The organism is Paraburkholderia sp. 35.1 (assembly GCF_050436525.1).
GTDB lineage: Bacteria > Pseudomonadota > Gammaproteobacteria > Burkholderiales > Burkholderiaceae > Paraburkholderia > Paraburkholderia tuberum.
Map to the genome: position 1 here is coordinate 3,266,942 of NZ_JBNDMJ010000003.1, position 21,222 is coordinate 3,288,163.

Annotated in this window: 17 protein-coding genes; 15 read left to right on the top strand and 2 right to left on the bottom strand. The window is 66.0% G+C overall.

Annotation, left to right across the window (positions count from 1 at the left end):
- Positions 1-47: 47 nt before the first annotated feature.
- The 15 genes from OKW27_RS35380 to OKW27_RS35450 all read left to right on the top strand — a co-directional run bounded on the left by OKW27_RS35380 (position 48) and on the right by OKW27_RS35450 (position 17,438).
- Positions 48-1,649, top strand: a complete 1,602-nt coding sequence (locus OKW27_RS35380) for a rhodanese-related sulfurtransferase (protein WP_090803992.1) — start codon at positions 48-50, stop codon at positions 1,647-1,649.
- Positions 1,650-2,178: 529 nt separating this feature from the next.
- Positions 2,179-2,730 (top strand): outer membrane protein assembly factor BamE domain-containing protein, encoded by a 552-nt coding sequence (gene bamE, locus OKW27_RS35385; RefSeq protein ID WP_090803993.1) that lies wholly within the window; start codon positions 2,179-2,181, stop codon positions 2,728-2,730.
- A 59-nt stretch (positions 2,731-2,789) separates the two neighbouring features.
- Positions 2,790-3,743, top strand: a complete 954-nt coding sequence (locus OKW27_RS35390; protein ID WP_090803995.1) for a patatin-like phospholipase family protein — start codon at positions 2,790-2,792, stop codon at positions 3,741-3,743.
- A 355-nt stretch (positions 3,744-4,098) separates the two neighbouring features.
- A complete protein-coding gene (locus OKW27_RS35395; RefSeq protein WP_429336627.1) occupies positions 4,099-4,788 on the top strand; it encodes an ABC transporter permease in 690 nt (229 codons plus the stop codon).
- Between the two features lie 5 nt (positions 4,789-4,793).
- Positions 4,794-5,507, top strand: a complete 714-nt coding sequence (locus tag OKW27_RS35400) for an ABC transporter permease (protein WP_184044231.1) — start codon at positions 4,794-4,796, stop codon at positions 5,505-5,507.
- Between the two features lie 91 nt (positions 5,508-5,598).
- A complete protein-coding gene (locus OKW27_RS35405) occupies positions 5,599-6,390 on the top strand; it encodes an ABC transporter ATP-binding protein (RefSeq protein WP_090803998.1) in 792 nt (263 codons plus the stop codon).
- A gap of 28 nt (positions 6,391-6,418) precedes the next feature.
- On the top strand, positions 6,419-7,462 hold the full coding sequence (locus OKW27_RS35410) for a GlxA family transcriptional regulator (protein ID WP_429336190.1): 1,044 nt from the start codon (positions 6,419-6,421) through the stop codon (positions 7,460-7,462).
- Positions 7,463-7,619: 157 nt separating this feature from the next.
- On the top strand, positions 7,620-8,855 hold the full coding sequence (locus OKW27_RS35415; protein ID WP_429336191.1) for an aspartate aminotransferase family protein: 1,236 nt from the start codon (positions 7,620-7,622) through the stop codon (positions 8,853-8,855).
- A 67-nt stretch (positions 8,856-8,922) separates the two neighbouring features.
- Complete coding sequence (gene aruF, locus OKW27_RS35420; protein WP_429336628.1) at positions 8,923-9,975, top strand: arginine/ornithine succinyltransferase subunit alpha; 1,053 nt, start codon at positions 8,923-8,925, stop codon at positions 9,973-9,975.
- Positions 9,972-11,009 (top strand): arginine N-succinyltransferase, encoded by a 1,038-nt coding sequence (gene astA, locus OKW27_RS35425; RefSeq protein ID WP_184008656.1) that lies wholly within the window; start codon positions 9,972-9,974, stop codon positions 11,007-11,009. Before aruF ends, astA begins: the two co-directional genes overlap by 4 nt.
- A gap of 2 nt (positions 11,010-11,011) precedes the next feature.
- The gene (gene astD, locus OKW27_RS35430; protein WP_429336192.1) at positions 11,012-12,475 is read left to right on the top strand and encodes a succinylglutamate-semialdehyde dehydrogenase; all 1,464 of its coding nucleotides are present in this window, start codon (positions 11,012-11,014) and stop codon (positions 12,473-12,475) included.
- Between the two features lie 12 nt (positions 12,476-12,487).
- Positions 12,488-13,828, top strand: a complete 1,341-nt coding sequence (astB, locus tag OKW27_RS35435) for an N-succinylarginine dihydrolase (protein ID WP_429336629.1) — start codon at positions 12,488-12,490, stop codon at positions 13,826-13,828.
- Positions 13,812-14,870 carry a succinylglutamate desuccinylase gene (gene astE / locus OKW27_RS35440; protein WP_429336193.1) on the top strand — a complete coding sequence of 353 codons (1,059 nt, stop codon included), beginning with the start codon at positions 13,812-13,814 and terminating at the stop codon, positions 14,868-14,870. Before astB ends, astE begins: the two co-directional genes overlap by 17 nt.
- 146 nt (positions 14,871-15,016) lie before the next feature.
- The gene (locus OKW27_RS35445) at positions 15,017-15,811 is read left to right on the top strand and encodes an ABC transporter substrate-binding protein (RefSeq protein WP_090804009.1); all 795 of its coding nucleotides are present in this window, start codon (positions 15,017-15,019) and stop codon (positions 15,809-15,811) included.
- A gap of 250 nt (positions 15,812-16,061) precedes the next feature.
- Entirely contained in the window at positions 16,062-17,438 is a 1,377-nt protein-coding gene (locus OKW27_RS35450) for an EAL and HDOD domain-containing protein (RefSeq protein WP_429336194.1), read from the top strand.
- 100 nt (positions 17,439-17,538) lie between these two features.
- Here OKW27_RS35450 and OKW27_RS35455 read toward each other — a convergent pair whose 3' ends face one another.
- Positions 17,539-18,996, bottom strand: a complete 1,458-nt coding sequence (locus tag OKW27_RS35455; RefSeq protein WP_090804012.1) for an HDOD domain-containing protein — start codon at positions 18,994-18,996, stop codon at positions 17,539-17,541.
- A gap of 95 nt (positions 18,997-19,091) precedes the next feature.
- On the bottom strand, positions 19,092-20,906 hold the full coding sequence (locus tag OKW27_RS35460; protein WP_429336195.1) for a putative bifunctional diguanylate cyclase/phosphodiesterase: 1,815 nt from the start codon (positions 20,904-20,906) through the stop codon (positions 19,092-19,094).
- Positions 20,907-21,222: the final 316 nt, after the last annotated feature.

Below are 21,222 nucleotides of genomic sequence, written 5' to 3' on the forward strand. Positions count from 1 at the left end.
GACCCGTTGCCGGACATCCGGAATGTAGCGAAGGAGTTCCCGATCCCATGAATGTCGTCAAAGAGTTTCGTACCCGGTCATTCCAAGACGTGTCCCACGCATTGCTCGACCGCGAGGAGATCGCGCTCGTCGACGTGCGTGAGGAAGATCCGCACGCGCGCAGTCATCCGTTGTTCGCCGCCAATCTGCCGCTGTCGCGGCTCGAACTCGACGCGCCGCTGCGGCTGCCGCGCCCGGCCGTGCCGATCGTCGTGTTCGATGCCGGCGAAGGCCTTGCGAGGCGTGCGGCCGAGCGCTTCGCCGAACTCGGCTATACCAACGTCGCCTTGCTAGAAGGCGGCCTGCAAGGCTGGCGCGAAGCGGGCGGCGAGTTGTTCAAGGATGTCAACGTGCCGAGCAAGGCGTTCGGCGAACTGGTCGAAAGCGTGCGTCATACGCCGTCGCTGTCCGCGCAGCAGGTGCAGGCGCTGCTCGATCGCGAGGCCGATGTCGTGGTGCTCGACGCGCGCCGCTTCGACGAGTTTCAGATCATGAACATCCCCGGCAGCATCAGCGTGCCGGGCGCGGAGCTGGTGCTGCGCGCCCGGCAGCTCGCGCCGAATCCGGCCACGCGCATCATCGTCAATTGCGCGGGGCGCACGCGCAGCATCATCGGCGCGCAGTCGCTGATCAACGCGGGCGTGCCGAATCCGGTGGCCGCGCTGCGCAACGGCACGATGGGCTGGACGCTCGCCGGTCAACCGCTCGCGCACGGCAGCGCGCGGCGTGTCGAAGGCGCGGTCGACGACGCTTCCCGTCTCGCCGCGGCAGACGGCGCGCGCGCGCTTGCCGACCGGGCGCGCGTGCGCCGCACGTCGCGCGACGAAGCGCGCCGCTGGGCCGACGAAGCGATGCGTACCGTCTATCGCTTCGACGTTCGCAACCCCGAGGAATACGAGGCGGGCCACGTTCCCGGTTTTCGCAGCGCGCCGGGCGGTCAGCTCGTGCAGGAAACCGACCTGTTCGTGACGGTGCGCGGCGCGCGCGTGATCCTCGCGGACAGCGACGGTGTGCGCGCGAACATGACCGCATCGTGGCTCGCGCAGATGAACGTAGAGGTGTACGTGGTCGATGGCCTGACGGCGGCCGATTTCGCCGAGAAGGGCATGGCGCCGTTGGCGCGCAACGCGGTCACGCCGCCCGACGTCGACGACATCGCGCCGGCCGAGCTCGCCGCGCTGCTGCAGTCGACGGGAACCGTCGTGCTCGATTTCACGAGCAGCACGCACTATCTGAGGCGGCATATTCCGGGCGCGTGGTTCGTGATCCGCAGTCAGCTCGCCGACGCGCTGCGCACGCTGCCCGACGCGAAGCGCTATGTGCTCACGTGCGGCAGCGACGTGCTCGCGCGCTTCGTCGCGCCGGAGCTCGCCGCGGCGACGGGGCGGCCGGTGCAGGTGCTGCGCGGCGGCACGATCGCGTGGATCGACGCGGGCTTGCCGGTGGAGTCGGGCGGCACGCGGATGGCGTCGCCGCGGATCGATCGTTATCAGCGGCCGTATGAGGGCACCGAGAACGCGCGTGAAGCGATGAGCGCGTATCTGGAGTGGGAGCATGGGCTCGTCGCGCAACTCGCGCGCGACGGCACGCACGGCTTTCGTGTGATTTGATGGGCCGTCCGTCCGGGGGCCGGCCATCCGGCGGCCGGCGATCCGGGGGCCGGCCATCCGGCATCCCTCTTGCGCCACGCGAATCTTCTGCCGATTCGGTGTAAACGCGCTCTCGTCGAAAGCCTCCGATGCGTTTAGATTAGCGGCATCTGGAAGGCTTTTCGAGGGACCAGGGCGGCCATAAAAGGCAGCGGTTTGTCATTCGGCGATGGCGCAAGGTGAGTAGCCAAGGTTGCTCATCGCTTCGTCTGGAGCAGACCGCTGCGCGTCGTCCGCGGTGCTTCGCGCAAGGCGGCCAATGAGCCGCCGTCACTTCCGGTTGATCCTATCGACCGACATGGCGACGCTGTATACAGCGTCGCCTTTTTGCTTTTGGCGTGCCCATCTCAGCCGACCTCAGCCGATCCATTACCGCTGCGCGCAACACGTTCCTCGCGGTTTTCTCCGTGCGCGGTTATCCTTGTAGTACACACTACAGACCGGCCAGGCGCCGCGACGACAGATCCCACACATCCGGACAGGAACCGAAGTGAGCCTCAAACCGCTGGGCGTCACGCTACTGATAGCGTGCTTTGCGCTGACCGGCTGCGACCAACAGCAGAGCGATCAAGCCGTGCAAAAACTCAAGGACTTTTTCAACGCCGTCAAACCGGACGCGTTGCTGCTCAAGAACATGACGCCGGGCGTCACGACCGAAGCGCAAATCCTCGCGCAGATGGGCAAGCCCGAGACCACGCGCACCTTCACCGACGGCTCGAAGCGCTTCGAATATCCGCGCGGCCCGCAAGGCCTGAACACCTACATGGTCGACATCGATCGCGACGGCAAGCTGCAGGCGATCACGCAGGTGCTGACCGCGGACAACTTCGCGCAGGTTCGCTCGGGCATGACCGAGGACGAGGTGCGGCGCTTGCTTGGCAAGCCTGGACAGGTGGCGGTGTTTCCGCTGAAGCCGGAAACCGTGTGGAGCTGGAAATGGCGCGAGGGCGGCGTGACCGAAGAAGGCATCTTCAACGTTCACTTCGACCGGAACCAGAGGGTGTACACCACGTCACGCTCGGACGTGATCCGCGGGCGATAGGCGGGGGCAATGTCGATCAGAAGACGGCCGGATAAGCGGGCCGAAAAAGCGGGGTAGGCATGATACGTCGACGTCGATACAGCCGGATCGGGCTGGTGTTGGGGGGCGGCGCCGCGCGCGGCTGGGCGCATATCGGCGCGATTCGCGCGCTGCAAGACGCGGGCATCAGGCCCGACGTCGTGTGCGGCACGTCGATCGGCGCGCTGGTCGGGGCGGTCTATGCGAACGGCGATCTCGACTGGCTCGAGGAGTGGGTGTCGCGTCTCACGTGGCAGACCGTGGTGCGGCTGCTCGATCTGCGCATCTCGGGCGGCCTGCTTGGCGGGCGCAAGGTGATCCAGCTATTCGCCGACAAATTCGCCGGCCGCTCGATCGCGCAACTGCACATGCCGTTCGCGGCGGTCGCGACCGAACTCGACACCGGCCGCGAAATCTGGCTGCAGGACGGCAGCACGATCGACTCGGTGCGCGCATCCATTGCGATTCCGGGCATCTTCACGCCGGTATGGCACAACGGCGTGTGGCTCGTCGACGGCGGGCTCAGCAATCCGGTGCCGGTGTCGGTCGCGCGGGGCATGCGCGCGGACTGCGTGATCGCGATCGATCTGAACAACGACATCCTGAACGGCCGCGATTTCGGCGGCCCGGTCATTCAAACGCCCGCGCTCGATCCCACCGCACCGCCGCCCGTCGCGCTGCGCCGCAACGGCAAGCCATGGCCGCGCTGGCTCGCGCCGGCGGAGGCGAGCGCCACCGACGACGTGCGCGTGCCGCCGAAGCCAAGCGCGCAGGTGCCGTCGATGCTGAGCTCGATCGCGCAAAGCATCGACATCATGCAGGTGCGTATCACGCGCAGCCGGCTCGCTGGCGAACCGGCCGATATCCTGATCCAGCCGCGTCTCGGCGGCATGGGCATCTTCGATTTTCATCGTGCGGCGCCAGCCATCGAGGAAGGGCGCGAGGCGGTCGAGCAGATGCTGCCGGCGATTCGCGCGCGGCTCGGGCTCGACTGAGCGCGAGCTGTCAGGCGTCGGAGCCGGCGTGAACGCGCTGATGCAACGGCGCGACGCGATCGGGCGGTGCCACCGCCGTCGGCGCGGCCTATCGAAAAAGCGACCCGAAACTTGCGAAATCGCCGCACGGCCAGGCGCGCGCGGCGCGCCCGACAACACGATAACCGCCGTGAAACCAAGCGCTACGAGGGTTCCGTCGTGCGTCGAAGTGTCATGTTGCGTCGCAGCAAACCACCCGCCCGGTATTTGAGAAATTGATTTCAGCTTGCGAGACTCCGCGCCATGCCGGAGCAGCGAGCAGCCCATGAAGCCGCCGCCATCCGCGCCAATACAACGAACCTGGATGGAGACACGCGTGTTCCTATACGGCTTTGGTCCCGTGCTGCTCGCCGGCACGCTCCAGACGATCGAGCTGTCCGTTCTGTCGCTGGCGGCCGCTGTGTTGCTCGGCCTCGCGGGCGCGGCGGCGAAACTCTCGTTCAACCGGCCCCTGCGGGTCATCGCGACCGGCTACACGACGCTGATCCGCTCGGTGCCCGACCTCGTGCTGATGCTGCTGCTGTTCTACAGCATCCAGATCTGGCTCAATGATCTGACCGACATGTTCCGCATCGAGCAGATCGACATCGATCCGTTCGTGGCCGGCGTGCTGACGCTCGGTTTCATCTACGGCGCGTATTTCACCGAGACTTTTCGCGGCGCCTTTCTCGCGGTGCCGCGCGGCCAGCTCGAAGCGGGCAGCGCGTACGGCATGAGCGGCGTGCGCGTGTTCACGCGCATCCTGTTCCCGCAGATGATGCGCTTCGCGCTGCCCGGCATCGGCAACAACTGGCAGGTGCTCGTGAAGGCCACCGCGCTCGTGTCGATCATCGGTCTCGCCGACGTCGTCAAGGCCGCGCAGGACGCGGGCAAAAGCACCTTCAACATGTTCTTCTTCATTCTCGTCGCCGCGCTGATCTATCTGGCGATCACCACCGTATCGAACCTCGTGCTGATCTGGCTGAACCGCCGCTATTCGATCGGCGTGCGACACGCGGAGCTCTGAGCGTCATGATCGACATCCTCAATCAATTCTGGAAGGCGTATCTGTTCTGGGACGGGCAACGCCTGTCGGGTCTTGCGGTCACGCTGTGGCTGCTGGTCGCGTCGATCGCGATCGGCTTCGTGTGCGCCGTGCCGCTCGCGGTTGCGCGCGTGTCGAAGAAGCGCTGGCTGTCGACGCCGGTACGTCTGTACACCTACGTATTTCGCGGCACGCCGCTCTACGTCCAGCTGCTGTTGATCTACACCGGCGTGTACAGTCTCGCGTTCGTGCGTTCGCACAGTTTGCTCGACGCGTTCTTTCGCAGCGGCTTTCACTGTGCGATCCTCGCGTTCGCCTTGAACACCTGCGCGTACACGACCGAGATTTTCGCGGGCGCGATCCGCTCGACCTCGCACGGCGAAGTCGAGGCGGCGCGTGCCTACGGCATGAGCGCGTTCACGATGTACCGGCGCATTGTGATACCGTCCGCGCTGCGCCGCGCGTTGCCGTTGTACAGTAACGAAGTGATCCTGATGCTGCACGCGACGACGGTCGCGTTCACGGCCACGGTGCCCGACATCCTGAAGGTCGCGCGCGACGCGAACTCGGCGACCTACCAGTCGTTCAACGCGTTCGGGCTCGCGGCGCTGATTTATCTCGTGGTGTCGTTCGCGCTCGTCGCGCTGTTCAGGCGCGCCGAGCGTCGCTGGCTCGCGCATCTCGCGGTGCGCACGCACTGAGCGCGCGTTGACGACATAGCATCGGGCGCCTCGAGCTTCGGCAGGGCGGCGTCCGCACCAGACCGATCCGTATTCTCACTGGGAGAGCATCTTGCTCCATACCACTCAAACCGAAGCTTGCAAGCTCGCCGTACAGGACATCCACAAGAGCTACGGCGACAACGAAGTGCTCAAGGGCGTGTCGCTCAACGCGAACAAGGGCGACGTGATCAGCATCATCGGCGCGAGCGGCTCGGGCAAGAGCACTTTCCTGCGCTGCATCAATTTTCTCGAGCGGCCGAACGCCGGGCAGATCATCGTCGACGGCGAAGCGGTCAAGACGAAGACCGATCGCGCCGGCAATCTCGAAGTCGCCGATCACAAGCAGCTGCAGCGCATCCGCACGAAGCTCGCGATGGTGTTCCAGCACTTCAACCTGTGGGCGCACATGAACGTGCTCGAGAACGTGATCGAAGCGCCGATTCATGTGCTCGGTCTGAAGCGCAAGGAGGCCGAGGACCGGGCGCGCGAGTATCTGGAGAAGGTCGGGCTCGCGCCGCGTCTCGAGAAGCAGTATCCGTCGCATCTGTCAGGCGGCCAGCAGCAGCGTGTCGCGATCGCGCGCGCGCTCGCGATGGACCCGGACGTGATGCTGTTCGACGAACCGACCTCCGCGCTCGACCCCGAACTGGTCGGCGAAGTGCTGAAGGTGATGCAGAAGCTCGCCGAGGAAGGCCGCACGATGATCGTCGTCACGCACGAAATGGGCTTCGCGCGCAATGTGTCGAACCATGTGATGTTCCTGCACCAGGGCCGCACCGAGGAAGAGGGCAATCCCGCCGAGGTGCTGAGCGCGCCGCGCAGCGAGCGCCTGAAGCAGTTCCTGTCCGGCAGCCTGAAGTAAAGCGCGGCTCGCTTTTTACGGACACCCGATGGCCCGCACGTCCAGCCCGGCTCGCACGACCCAGGTCGTGATCGTGGCACTGCCGCCCGTGTCGATGTCGGGCGTCGGGCCGATCGTCGACGCGCTCAGTCTCGCCAATGAAATCGACGGCCGTGCGCTGTATCGCGTGCAGGTGTGTTCGTGGGACGGCCGCGCGGTGCCGCTCGCGGGCGGCGCGCAATGGCCGGCCGATGCCGCGTTCGGCGACGCGATCGCGTGTGACTGGCTGATCATCGTCAGCGAGCGGTTCCAGCAGTTCGCCGACTACCGGCTGTTTCTCGCGAGCCTCGCGCGCGTCGGTCAGCGTACGCCGCTCGTCACCGGTATCCACCACGGCGTGTGGTGGCTCGCGATGGCGGGGCAGTTGTCCGGCTATCGCGTCAGCGTGAACTGGGAAACCTATCAGCAGTTCTCTGAACAGTTCGAACGCTCGATCGTCACGCAGCAGATCTTCGAAATCGATCGCGATCGCGCGACCTGCGCGGGCGGCCAGGCGACCGTCGACTTCATGCTCGCGATGATCGGCCGCGAGCACGGGCCCGAACTCGCGGAGCGCATCGCCGATACGCTCGGGGTAGGCGTGCTGCGCGCGGGCGAGGAGCGTCAGCGCATTCCGTTCGTGACCGCGCCGGGCGAGCGCCACCCGCGCCTGAACGACGCGCTGCTGCTGATGGAAGCCAATATCGAGGACCCGCTGACCACCGATGAAATCGCCGGCTTCGTCGGCGTCTCGCGGCGGCAGCTCGAGCGCCTGTTTCGCCAGTATCTCGGCTCGATGCCGTCCAAATACTATCTGGGGCTGCGGCTGTCGAAGGCGCGCACGCAATTGCAGCGCACCAGCAAATCCGTCGTGCAGATCAGCCTCGCATGCGGGTTTGCGTCGGCGGCGCACTTTTCGAATGCGTATCGGGAGCGCTTCGGCGTCACCCCGCGCGAGGATCGCCGCAACTGGATCGACCGCCAGAGCGGCGCGCACGGCGGCGCGAGCGAGCCGCGGCCGGCCGCGCTGATCGAGCGGCCCGAGCTCGATTGATGCAAGCCATCTGAAAGCGAAACCGCGGCAAGTTCAGCGCAAAGCTCGACAGCCGCGACGCGCGGAACCTCATAGAAAGCGTCGCGTATGCGCAAGACGTGCCGCGCGCGGTTTCCTACACTAGCTGTATTACCTGTCACCCGTAAAAGGAATTGCCATGAACGACCTGACTGTGACACGCGAGACCTTCGACGAAGTCATGGTGCCGGTGTTTGCCCCCGCCGCCTTCGTACCGGATCGCGGTCTCGGCTCGCGCGTGTGGGACACGCAAGGCCGCGACTATATCGACTTCGCCGGCGGCATCGCCGTCACCGCGCTCGGTCATGCGCATCCCGAGCTGCTGAAGGTATTGCATGAGCAGGGCGGCAAGCTGTGGCACATCGGCAATGGCTACACGAACGAGCCGGTGCTGCGCCTCGCGAAGCGCCTCGAAAGCCTCACGTTCGCCGACCGCGCGTTCTTCGCGAATTCGGGCGCCGAGGCGAACGAGGCCGCGCTGAAGCTCGCGCGCCGGGTCGCGTTCGACCGTCACGGCGCGCAGAAAGATGAAATCATTTCGTTCGCCCAGTCGTTCCACGGCCGCACGCTGTTCACCGTCAGCGTCGGTGGCCAGCCGAAGTACTCGGAAGGCTTCGGCCCGGTGCCGGCCGGCATCACGCATCTGCCGTACAACGACATCGAAGCGGCGAAGAAGGCGATCGGCGCGCAGACCTGCGCGGTGATCGTCGAGCCGATCCAGGGCGAGGGCGGCGTGATCCCGGCCGATCCGGCGTTCCTGAAGGCGCTGCGCGAAGCGTGCGACCAGCACAACGCGCTGCTGATTTTCGATGAAGTGCAAACCGGTGTGGGCCGCAGCGGCTTCTTCTACGCGTACCAGGACACCGGCGTGACGCCGGACATCCTGACCACCGCGAAGGCGCTCGGCAACGGCTTCCCGATCGGCGCGATGCTGACCACCAAAGAGCTCGCCGCGCACTTCAAGGTCGGCGTGCACGGCACGACTTACGGCGGCAATCCGCTCGGCTCGGCGATCGCGGAAAAAGTGGTCGAACTCGTCAGCGACCCGAAGCTGCTCGAAGGCGTACGCTCGCGCAGCGAAGTGCTGAAGGGTCATCTCGCGAAACTGAACGAGCGCTTCGGGCTATTTACCGAAGTGCGTGGCAAGGGTCTCCTGATCGGCGCCGAACTGAACGACACGTTCCGGGGCCGCGCGAAGGACTTCGTCACCGCGGCCGGCCAGCACGGCGTGATCATGCTGATGGCGGGTCCGGACGTGCTGCGCTTCGTGCCGTCGCTGATCATGCCGCTCGACGACATGGCCGCAGGCTTCGCGCGTCTCGAGACGGCCTTCGGCGAACTCGTCGGCGCGAACGCCCAGGCGGCGTCGCATTGATGTTCAGGCGGTCCCGCACGCCCACGCTGATGCAGCGGATCATGCGTCACATTCAACAGGAACGATGATGCTCTTCGTACGTCCAGGCCGCCTTGCCGATCTCGATGCGCTCGAGCATATGGCGCGCACCGCGCAGCCGGTGCTGCATTCCCTGCCGCACGACCGGCGCGCGCTCGAAGCGCGGGTCGCGTTGTCGGAAGACTCGTTTCGCGCGGAGGTCGATTTTCCGGGCGAGGAGTTTTATCTGTTCGTGCTCGAAGACTCGGAGAGCGGCAAGCTGATGGGCACCGCGAGCATCGTCGCGGCGGCCGGTTACGCGGACCCGTTCTACGTGTTTCGCAACGACGCGCTGATTCATGCGTCGCGCGAACTGCACGTGAATCGCAAGATTCACGCGCTGACGATGTCGCACGAGCTGACCGGCAAGAGCCGGCTCGCGGGCTACTACATCGACCCGTCGCTGCGCGGCGACGCGGCCGCGCAATTGATGTCGCGCGCGCGGATGATGTACATCGCCGCGAATCGCAAGCGCTTCACGCCCGAGGTGTTCTCGCTGCTGCTCGGCGTGACCGACGAAAACGGTGTATCGCCGTTCTGGGAAGCGGTGGGGCGCAAGTTTTTCGGCCGCAATTTCGCCGACATCGAAGTCGAATCGGGCGGCCGTAGCCGCACCTTCATCGCCGAAGTGATGCCGACCTATCCCGTGTATGTCCCGCTGTTGCCCGAGGCGGCCCAGCGCGTGCTCGGCGAGCCGGACGCGAACGCGCTGCTCGCGTATGAGATTCACCTCGAGGAAGGCTTCGAGACGGATCGCTACGTCGACATCTTCGACGCGGGTCCGGTACTGACCGCGCAGGTGGATCGCAGTGTCAGCGTGCAGCACAACGAAACGCGCGTCGTGCGCGAGGCATCTGCGACGCACGGCGCAACGTACCTGATCGCGCACAACGGCGCCGCCGGCGAGTTCCGTTGCGTGCTCGGCGATCTCGCGCCCGGCAAGGAATCGGGCGCCGGGTTGTCCCAGGCGGCGCGCGCCGCGCTCGGCGTACGGGAAGGCGATGCGGTGCGCTGCGTACCGCTGCATCAGCCGCAGGATGAACAATCGGGAGAAGCGCAATGATCGTCGTTCGCGTAGTACAACGAGGCGATGTGGATGCGCTGATGCGGCTCGCGCAGGAGACCGGGCCGGGCCTGACCACCTTCAAACCGGATCGCGATGCGCTCGCGGCGCGTGTCGAGCGCGCGCGCCGCACAATGGAAGATCAGGCCGCGCCGCACGAGGCCGGTTATTTCTTCGTGATGGAAGACACCGCGACCGGCGACGTGGCCGGCGTCTGCGGTATCGAAACGGCGGTGGGTCTGCAGCAGCCGTTCTACAACTATCGCGTGAGCACGGTCGTGCACGCGAGCCAGGATCTCGGCATCTGGACGCGCATGCACGCGCTGAACATCTCGCACGACCTCACCGGTTATGCGGAAGTGTGCTCGCTGTTCCTGAGCCCGCGTTATCGCACGAGCGGCGTCGGCGGCTTGCTGTCGCGCTCGCGCTTCATGTTTCTTGCGCAGTTTCGCGAGCGTTTTCCGCAGCGTCTGTGCGCGGAGTTGCGCGGCCATTTCGACGAGCAGGGCACGTCGCCGTTCTGGCGCGCGGTCGGCTCGCATTTTTACCAGATCGATTTCAACGCGGCCGACTATCTGAGCTCGCACGGCCGCAAGGCGTTTCTCGCCGAGTTGATGCCGCGCTATCCGGTGTACGTCGAACTGTTGCCGGAAGAGGCGCAGCGCTGCGTCGGCCTCACGCATAACGACACGATTCCCGCGCGCCGCATGCTCGAGGCCGAAGGGCTGCGCTATGAGAATCACGTCGATATTTTCGACGCGGGTCCGGTGCTCGAATGCCATATAGCCGATTTGCGCACGGTGCGCGAAAGCGTGCTGGTGGCGGCTGAAATTGGCGAGGCAGCGGAGCAAGCCGCGCAGGACGGGCCGAAGTCGATGGTATCGAATACATCGCTCGGCGATTTTCGCGTTGGCGTCGTGGCGGGCGTGCCGCGCAACGGTGTGTGCCGCCTGAGCGCGGCCGAGGCCGACGCGCTTCGCGTGCAGGCAGGCGATCCGCTGCGGGTGCTGCCGTTGAAACACAAACAAGGATGATCATGAGCGAGCTTTTCATCGACGGCGAATGGGCCGCCGGCACAGGACCCGTATTCGCATCGCGCAATCCCGGCACGGGCGCGGTGGTGTGGGAAGGCAACAGCGCGTCGGCGGACGACGTCGATCGCGCGGTACGTAGCGCGCGCCGCGCGTTCGCCGCGTGGTCGGCGCTGACGCTCGACGAGCGCTGCGCGGTGGCGCGCCGCTTCGCCGCGCTCGTGACAGAGCGCAAGGAAGCGCTCGCCGAAGCGATCGGCCGCGAGACCGGCAAGCCGCTGTGGGAAGCGCGCACCGAAGCGGGCTCGATGGCCGCGAAGGTCGAGATCTCGATTCAGTCCTACAACGAACGCACCGGCGAAAAGCGCTCGGCGATGGCCGACGGCACCGCGGTGCTGCGGCATCGTCCGCATGGCGTGGTGGCGGTGTTCGGGCCGTACAACTTCCCGGGCCATCTGCCGAACGGGCATATCGTGCCCGCGCTGATCGCCGGTAATGCGGTCGTGTTCAAGCCGTCCGAACTTGCGCCCGGCGTCGCGGCGCTGACCGTGCAGATCTGGCGCGACGCGGGGCTGCCTGCCGGCGTGCTGAATCTCGTACAGGGTGAGAAGGACACCGGCATCGCGCTCGCGAATCACCGGCAGATCGACGGACTGTTCTTCACCGGTAGTTCGGATACCGGAACATTGCTGCACAAACAGTTCGGCGGACGGCCGGAGATCGTGCTCGCGCTCGAAATGGGCGGCAACAATCCGCTCGTGATCGGCCCGGTCGCGGACCTCGACGCCGCCGTGCACCACACGATTCAATCGGCGTTTCTGTCGGCGGGGCAGCGCTGCACGTGCGCGCGCCGCATCTTCGTGCCCGACGATGCGTTCGGCGAGCGTTTCCTCGCGCGCCTGACGGAAGTGACCGCGCGCATCGGCGTCGGTGAATACAACGCCAAGCCGCAGCCGTTCATGGGCGCCGTGGTGTCGGCGCGCGCGGCCTCGCGTTTGATCGGCGCGCAGGAGCGTCTGCTCGCGAGCGGCGCGAAGGCTCTGCTGAAAATGGAGCAGCGCGATCCGCAACTCGGCTTCGTCACGCCCGCGATCCTCGACGTGACCGACGTAAAGGACCTGCCCGACGAGGAGCACTTCGGTCCGCTCGCGCAGATCATCCGCTACCGCAATTTCGACGACGCGCTCGAACGGGCGAACGATACGGAGTTCGGTCTCTCGGCGGGCCTGCTCGCCGACGACGAAGCGCTGTGGACGCATTTCCAGCGCACGATTCGCGCGGGTATCGTCAACTGGAACCGGCCGACCAATGGCGCTTCTTCAGGAGCGCCGTTCGGCGGGCCGGGCCGCTCCGGCAATCATCGGCCGAGCGCGTACTATGCGGCCGACTACTGCGCATACCCAATGGCCTCGGTCGAGAGCGCGCAACTGACCATGCCCGCGAGCGTCTCGCCGGGCCTTCAATTCTAAGGATCGACGATGCTGCAAGCCACTGAAGCCAATTTCGACGGTCTGGTCGGCCCGACTCACAACTACGCGGGCTTGTCGTTCGGCAACGTCGCGTCGCAGAACAATGAGAAGTCGGTCGCGAATCCGAAGGCCGCCGCGCGCCAGGGTCTGCGCAAGATGAAGCAGCTGGCGGACCTCGGCTTTCATCAGGGCGTGCTGCCGCCGCAGGAGCGTCCGTCGATGCGTCTGTTGCGCGAGCTCGGTTTTTCCGGCGACGATGCTTCGGTGATCGCGCGCGTCGCGAACAACGCGCCCGAACTGCTCGCGGCGGCGAGTTCGGCCTCGGCGATGTGGACCGCAAACGCGGCGACGGTGAGCCCGTCCGCGGATACGCACGACGGCCGCGTGCATTTCACGCCGGCCAATCTGTGCAGCAAGCTGCATCGCGCGATCGAACATGAGTCGACACGCCGCACGCTGCGCGCGATGTTCAGCGACACCGACCGCTTCGTCGTGCACGAGGCGCTGCCCGGCACGCCCGCGCTCGGCGACGAGGGCGCGGCGAATCACACGCGCTTTTGCGAGCAATACAATGCGCGCGGTGTCGAATTCTTCGTGTATGGCCGCAGCGAGTATCGTCGCGGGCCGGAACCGAAGCGCTATCCGGCGCGCCAGACGTTCGAGGCGAGCCGCGCGGTCGCGCATCGTCATGGCTTGCAGGAAGCGGCGACCGTGTACGCGCAGCAGAACCCTGAAGTGATCGACGCGGGTGTGTTCCATAACGACGTGATCGCGGTCGGCAATCGCAACACGCTGTTCTGCCATCAGCTCGCGTTCGTCGAGCAGCAGGCGGTGTACGACGAGCTGCGCGCGAAGCTCGCGAGCCTGCACGCAGGGTTCAACGTAATCGAAGTGCCCGACGCTCAGGTCAGCGTCGCCGATGCGGTGACGTCGTATCTGTTCAACAGCCAACTGCTGACTCGGCCCGATGGCAAACAGGTGCTGGTCGTGCCGCAGGAATGCCGCGAAAATCCGCGGGTGGCCGCGTATCTGGATGAGCTGACTGCGCACAGCGGTCCGATCGACGAAGTGCTCGTGTTCGATCTGCGCGAGAGCATGAAGAACGGTGGCGGGCCCGCATGTCTGCGTCTGCGCGTCGTACTCGACGACACCGAACGCGCCGCGGTCGCGCCGGGTGTGTGGCTCGACGACACGCTGTTCGGCCGTCTCGATGCGTGGATCGAAACGCACTACCGCGATCGTCTCGCACCCGCCGATCTCACCGATCCGAAGCTGCTGGTCGAGTCGCGCACCGCGCTCGATGAGCTGACGCAAATCCTCGCTCTGGGCTCGCTGTATGACTTCCAGCGCTGAGCACCCGATGGCGGCCCCGAGCGCGATGCTCGACGATTTTCTCGCGTGGACGCTCGCGGGGTCCCGGCCTGCCGCGCAGCAGGCGCAAGGCACGTGTGCGAACGGCGTGCGCTGGACGTGGCAGGGCGACGGTGTCCTCGTCATCGAGCCCGCGGAGCAGCACGCGGACATCCGTAGCGTGCTCGTGTCGGCCGGCGTGCATGGCGACGAAACCGCGCCGATCGAACTGCTGTCGCGCATCGTCGCCGATATCGCGCAGGGCCGCGCCGTGCTTGCATGCCGGTTGCTCGTGATTCTCGGCAACATCGAGGCGATGCGCGACGGCGGCCGCTATCGCGACGACGATCTGAACCGGCTGTTCAGCGGCCGTCATCTGCAACTGCCGCACAGTCATGAGGCGCCGCGCGCGGCCGCGCTCGAACAGGCCGCGACGCGCTTTTTCGCCGACGCGTCCGCCGCGCCCGGCGCGCGCTGGCATATCGACATGCATACGGCGATCCGCGCGTCGGTGTTCGAGCGCTTCGCGCTGTTGCCGCATACCGGCAAGCCGTTTTCGCGCGCGATGTTCGAATGGCTCGGCGACGCGCGTATCAGCGCGGTGCTGCTGCACACGACGAAGGGCAACACCTATTCGCACTTCACCGCGCAAGCGTGTGGCGCTGCTGCGTGCACGCTCGAACTCGGCAAGGTGCGGCCGTTCGGCGAGAACGACCTGACACGCTTCGAGGGCGCGGATCTCGCGGTGCGCGCGCTGCTGGCCGGCACGCGAGCCGACGCGCAAGCCGCTCTGCCGCGTGTGTTCACCGTCGTCGATCAACTGACCAAGCAAAGCGACGCATTCGAGCTGCTGCTCGCGCCGGACGTACCGAACTTCACGCCGCTCATAAAGGGCAGCTTGCTGGCGCGCGACGGCGACTATCGATACACGGTGCAGCGCGACGAAGAGCGCATCGTGTTTCCGAACCCGACGGTCAAGCCCGGCCTGCGCGCCGGTCTGCTCGTCGTCGACACCACCGCCGATACGCTGTCCAGGCTTGTCTAGACAGGTTCCATGTACAATCGCCGGCTTCGCGGCTGTCGCATCTACGGGTCACGCCGGCCGCGCGAGTCCGAAGCGCGGCGGGCGTAATCCGCCTGTGCGCGCCGAATCGGCTCCGTTTCAGTCCACACCGTAAAGGAACATCCGTAATGAAGAAGAATTGGCCCAACCTGGCCGCGCTCGCGCTGGTCGCGACGGCGGTGTTGACGGCAGGCACCGCGTCGGCGGCTGAGATCAAGGAAGTGCGCTTCGGCGTCGAGGCGTCGTATGCGCCGTTCGAATCGAAGTCGCCCGCTGGCGAGTTGCAGGGCTTCGACATCGACGTCGGCAATGCCGTGTGCGCGAAGCTGAAGGCCAAATGCGTGTGGGTCGAGAACTCGTTCGACGGCCTGATCCCGGCGCTCGAAGCGCGCAAGTTCAGCGCGATCAACTCGGACATGACGATCACCGACCAGCGTCGCCAGGCGATCGACTTCACCGATCCGATCTACACGATCCCGAACCAGATGATCGCGAAGAAGGGCAGCGCTCTGCAGCCGACGCCCGCATCGCTGAAGGGCAAGCACGTCGGCGTGCTGCAGGGCACGATCCAGGAAACCTATGCGAAGGCGCGCTGGGCGCCGGCCGGGGTCGACGTCGTGCCCTATCAGACGCAGGACCAGATCTACGCGGACCTCGCGTCGGGACGTCTCGATGCGTCGTTCCAGGACGCCGAAGCGGCATCGAAGGGCTTTCTGAAGAAGCCGCAGGGCGCGGGCTTCGAGTTCGCCGGTCCGGCCGTCAGCGACGACAAGCTGCTCGGCGCGGGTGTCGGCTACGGCGTGCGCAAGAACGACAAGGCACTGAAGGATGCGCTGAACGGCGCGTTGAAGGAGCTGAAGGCGGATGGCACCATCGACCGCCTCGCCGCCAAATACTTCGACGTCAAAGTCGTGCTGAAGTAACGATGCATCGAAGTGTGCAAAACGGCCGCGCGTTGCGGCCGTTTTGCTTTCTGCGCGCGTGTCGCAAACGTTCAGCAAATATTTCGAGATATTGCCTCGTAAGCCTGTTCGTGCCCAATGGCGCTGCGATAAAATTGCGACGCACACTGCCGCGCGCGACGGAGCTTGCAACGTCACGGAAACGCGCCAACGTGCAGCGAAAAACAGAACATAGCGGCAAGGCGCCAGCGGCGCCGAGCGGGGGACTGGAATGACCACCATCGCAATCGAGACTCTGAGCCACAGCGGCACGACCGACGACGCGTCGCTCACCGCCAGCTACGCAAGGCAGCCCATTCTGAATCGGGACGGCATGCTGTGCGGCTATGAGATCAAGGTGCGTGCGCCCGAGCTGCCGCTCGCCGACGCGGACCTCACCGCCCCGCAAGCCAATACCGATCTCCCTCCCGAAACCGACGCGTTGCCGGGCCGCGCGCCCACGCCGGTGCAACGCGTCGCGCGCGCGATCGCGCGCGGGCTCGTGCAAGGCGACGTGCGCGGCGCGCTGACCGGCCATCCGGCCTACGTCGACGTGAGCCGCGAGCTGCTGCTCGACGACGCGATCCTGAGACTGCCCGCCGAGCGCTTCATGCTCGAGCTGCCTTCATCGCTCGAAGTCGACGACGCGTTGATCGCGCGTGTCGTGTATCTGCATGGCCGCCGCTACCGCTTCGCGCTCGACGACGTCACGCAGCCCAATGAGACTTTCGCGAAGCTGCTGCCGTACGCCGAAGTCGTCAAGATCGACGTCACGCGCACACCGCGCGCGCTGCTGCCGAAGCTCGCGAGCGTGCTGAAGTCGGCTGGCAAGCTGCTGCTCGCATCAGGTGTCGATGCGCAGGCCGACTTCGAAACGTTGCACGAGCTCGGCTTCGACCGCTTCCAGGGTTATTACTTCGCGCGCGCGCAAAGCTCGGCGACGCGCCGCGTCAGCGCGCCGCGCCACGCGCTGCTCAATCTGCTGCAACTGCTCGCGGGCGACCCGACGGTCGCGCAGCTCGAAGCCGAGCTGAAGCTGAACCCGGTGCTCGTCATGCATCTGATGAAGCTCGCGAATTCGAGCGGCCTCGCGGTCGGTCACAAGGTGACGACGCTGCGCGACGCGATCAACGCGACCGGCACCGACCGCATCGCGCGCTGGACGCAGCTGCTGCTCTACGCAGACGGCCGCAAGGTCGCGCTGGAGGACGATCCGCTGCTGCAACTCGCGGCCACGCGCGCGCGCTTCATGGAACTCGCGATCGAGCGCATGCCCGAGGCGGGCCGCGACGAAGCCGATGCGGCCTTCCTGACCGGTGTGTTTTCGTTCGTCGATGCGGTGTTCGGCGGCTCGCTCGAAAATACGCTGAACATCCTTACGCTGTCGCGACCGATCCAGGCCGCGATCCTGCATCGCGAGGGCAGGCTGGGTCTGCTGTTGAGCGCGGTCGAAGCGCTCGAAGGCGGCGCATGGGAGCGCGTCGCCACGCTATGCGAGCGTCTTGCTCCGTTGACCGTGGAAGAGGTGGCGCAGATGGGTCTCGCGGCCGGCGCATGGGCTGGCGTCGCGGATCGCGGCGCGGAAGGGCTCGAGCGGATCGAGGATTGAGTGGGGTAAAAGCCCCACACGGTGCCCGGATAAAATCGTTTGCGGGCAAACACGGAAAGGATCGACGTGAAGCGGCGTGATCAACGATCACGCCAGGTCTTCACATCGTCTCCATTTCCCGCATCTGCCCCTGGCCGAAAAAACGTCCTAACTCCCGTGCCAGTTCGTTGAGCACGCTCATCTCCTTCTGCGAGATGCGGCGCGCCTCCTGCGTATGCGACCAGTCGCCGTAGAGCAGCGCGACCGTCTGATCGGTTTCGTCGACGATCGGCAGCAGCACGAACGCGCGCGCGTCGTCGAACGAGCGCCGGAACCACTCGGGCAGCCGCGCGACCATCTTCGGATCGCGCGCATTCTCGATGAAGATGCCCACCGAGTTCGCGATCGCGAGATGAAATACGTCGGGTTCGAACGCGGTGCTAAACGAGAGCCGCGGCAGCGCCGCGTCGATCTTCGGCCCGAAGCCGAGACGCGCCTTGAACGTGCCGCTGCTGTGCTTGACGTACACCACGGTGCGCGAGAAGCCGAGCGCCGCGAGCACGGTCTCGGCGGCCATCGCAAGCGTCGGTGCGAGCGGGCTGCCCTCGGGCAGGCCGCGCAGATCCTTCACCCCGATCTCGATGCGCGCCTCGGGTGTAAGCGCCTCGCGCGCGATCGCATCGGCATTCGCGCGTAACTCGACGATCTCGCGCATCACGCTGTCGCCGCCATCCTCACGCGATAGCGCGACGCTCATCTGCAGCAGCACCTCGGGGTCGGTGTTCAGCGCGCCGCTGTACTCGTGCGCAAGCTCGCCGATGCGTGCCTCGCGCTCCCCCTCGGGCATGTTCTGCTGGGTGAGCACGTCGGCGACCGCGGTCGAGTAATTGGTGATCGCGCGCAGCCACTGCACCTGGCGCGGTTGCGTCACATCCTCCGGATCGAACTCGCCCATGCCCGAGCGGATCGTGTCAGGCAGGCGCCAGCGCACCGCGGCTTCGGCGCCGATTTCATCGAACGTCACGCCGAGCACGAGCACGCACGCATCGGTTTCGAGTGCGCCGCCGTCGATATGGCGGCGAATCTGGTCCCATTCGGCGTCGAGATAGAACACGACCAGCAGCTTGCCGATCTGCCGCATCAGCGTGCAGACCACCGCTTCCTCGCCGGCGCGCAGGTCGCCGCGCTCGGTCAGCTTGCGCGCGACGCAGCCCGACAGCAGCGTGCGGTTCAGTTCGAGTTTCGCGTCGATGCGGCGCGGCGCGCTTTGATGAAAGTGATCGACGATCTTCAGACCGACGACCAGATGGCCGACCGCATCCATGCCGAGCACCATCAGCGCGCGCGACACGGTCGTGATGTTGCCGCCGAACGCGATGTACATCGCCGAGTTCGCGAGGCGCAGCACCTTCTGGGTGAGCGCGAAGTCCGACAGCACCACTTGCACGAGGCCGGTGAAGTCGAGGTCGTCGTTGGTCACTGCCGCCATGGTGGTGCGCAGCGATTGCGACAGCATAGGGAAATCGCCGCGCTCGCTCATTCGCGTCCAGAGCCGGTCGAGCACTGCCGCCTTTACCATGTGAGTCCCGCAAAAGCCATACGTGTTCCAGTGAATGCCATGCCGGTCGTGAGCCGGCTTGTTGCGCTGCCTGGGCGTCGTGTCTGCATCGCCCGTTACGCGCCGTGCAACTGAAGCTCGCGCGATTCGAAGCGCTGCGCGAGTTCCTCGGACGGCAGCGCCTTGCAAACGAGCCAGCCCTGAATGTGATCGCAGCCCATCTCGGTGAGCAACGCGCGTTGCGCTTCCGTTTCGACGCCCTCGGCTACCAGTTCGAGGTCGAGCGTCTGCGCAAGGCCGACGACAGCGCTAACGATTGCCTGATCGTTTCGCGAGGTTAGCAGATTCTCCACGAAACTCCGGTCGATCTTCAGCTTCGCGAGCGGAAAACGCTGCAGGTACGCGAGGCTCGAATAGCCGGTGCCGAAGTCGTCGACGGCGAAGCGGATGCCCATCGCGGTCAGCTCTTCGAGCAAGCCTTTCGCGTGCGCCGGATCGTGCATCAGCAGACTTTCGGTGATCTCGAAGACGAGGCGGCGCGGATCGATGCCGGTCAGCTCGATCGCCTCGCGCACCGAGTCCTTGAAGCGCGGATCGCGAAACTGCTGCGGCGACACGTTGACGGCCACGTACTGCAGCGAGATGCCCTTCGCGTCCCACTGGATCAGTTGCATGCACGCGACCTTCAGCACCCAGTTGCCGAGAAAGTTGATGAGCCCGATCGACTCCGCGAGCGGAATGAACATCGACGGCGGCACGAGGCCATGCACCGGATGCGTCCAGCGAATCAACGCCTCGACACCGACCACGCCCCGCGTGCGGCTGCTCGTGATCGGCTGGAAGTGTAGCGAAAACTCGCCGTTGCGTACGCCGTCGTAGAGGTCGGCCTCGAGCTTGAGGCGCTCGGCGTCGGCCGGGTTGTCGTCGGGTACGTAGAACGCCAGCGTGTTGCCGCCCGCGGCCTTCGCCTGCAACAGCGCGTGGTCGGCCCAGCGCAGCAGGTGCGTGTCGTGGCCGCCGGTGTCGTTGGCGTGGCGCACGTCCGGGTACAGCGCGATGCCGATGCTGGCCGACAGGTGCACCTGCTGACCCTTGAACACGTACGGCTGCTGGATCGCGGTCAACAAACGCCGCGCCAGCGCTTCGGCGGCCGCCGCCGCGTCGGTGCGGCTCGCGGCAGGCTTCACGAGGATCGCGAACTCGTCGCTGGCGACGCGCGCGATCGTTTCGTTCGGGCTCGTCATGTTCAACAGCCGCCGCGACGTGTCGCGCAGCATCTCGTCGCCGGCGTCGTAGCCGAGTGCGCGGTTCACGCGCTGATAGTCGTCGAGATCGAGCAGCAAGAGCGCGACCGGCGTGCCGTGCGCGTCGGCCTTCTGTTGCGCGTCGAGCAACGCGTGCAGCAAGCCCGACTGGTTCGGCAGGCTGGTCAGCCGGTCCAGATGCAGCGCCTGGGTCAGGCGCTCTTCGGTGGCGCGCCACGACGACACGTCGAAGCCGGCGATCGCGTAGCCGTCGACGCCGTCGTGGCTGCTGCGCACGACCCGCAGCTCGACCGTGATCGGATAGGTCAGCGACTTGACGAGCCCGAGCGTCGCTTTTTCGACGTTGCCCGAGGCCGCCGCGAGCTTGAGCAGCGCGTCGAGGCGCGGCACGTCGGCGGGCGCGACCAGATCGTGCAGCGTCGCGGTTTTCAGGTATTCGCGGTGATAGCCGATGAAGCGCAGGCTCGCGTCGGACACGTAGATGAAGCGCAGCGCATCGTCGACGTGCGCGAGCAGATCGACCGCGCCGACCACCTGTTCCAGTGGGGGCGGGCGGTTCGCGCTGCTCGGCTGGTCGTCGTCCTCGCGCCGGCCGAACGCCCACAGCCGGTCGATGACCGTGCGCAAGGAGCCCCGGCGGGGCGCGGTGATCGTGTTCGCTTCCATGTTTGTCGCTGGCAACCTGGGTTCGTCCGCAGGCGGGGCTGCTTGTCCGCCGCTCCGGGCGGCCAGGAGATAGCAGGCCGCCCCATCAGAACGAGATAACGACGCATGCGGGGAAATCTTTAGCGGCCCGTGGAGAAAAACAACTGGTAAGGAGAAGCCCGGCGCCGTCGCCGGGACGATTCGGTTAAAGTGACGTCGCCTCGCGGCCGTTAATACGGCGAATCCCCTTTATTTGGCGACGCTGATGACGTCGCGCTGCATAGACTTTCCGAACCTTGCACTGATGATCCATGTCCGAACGCCCCGTCGTCAGGTC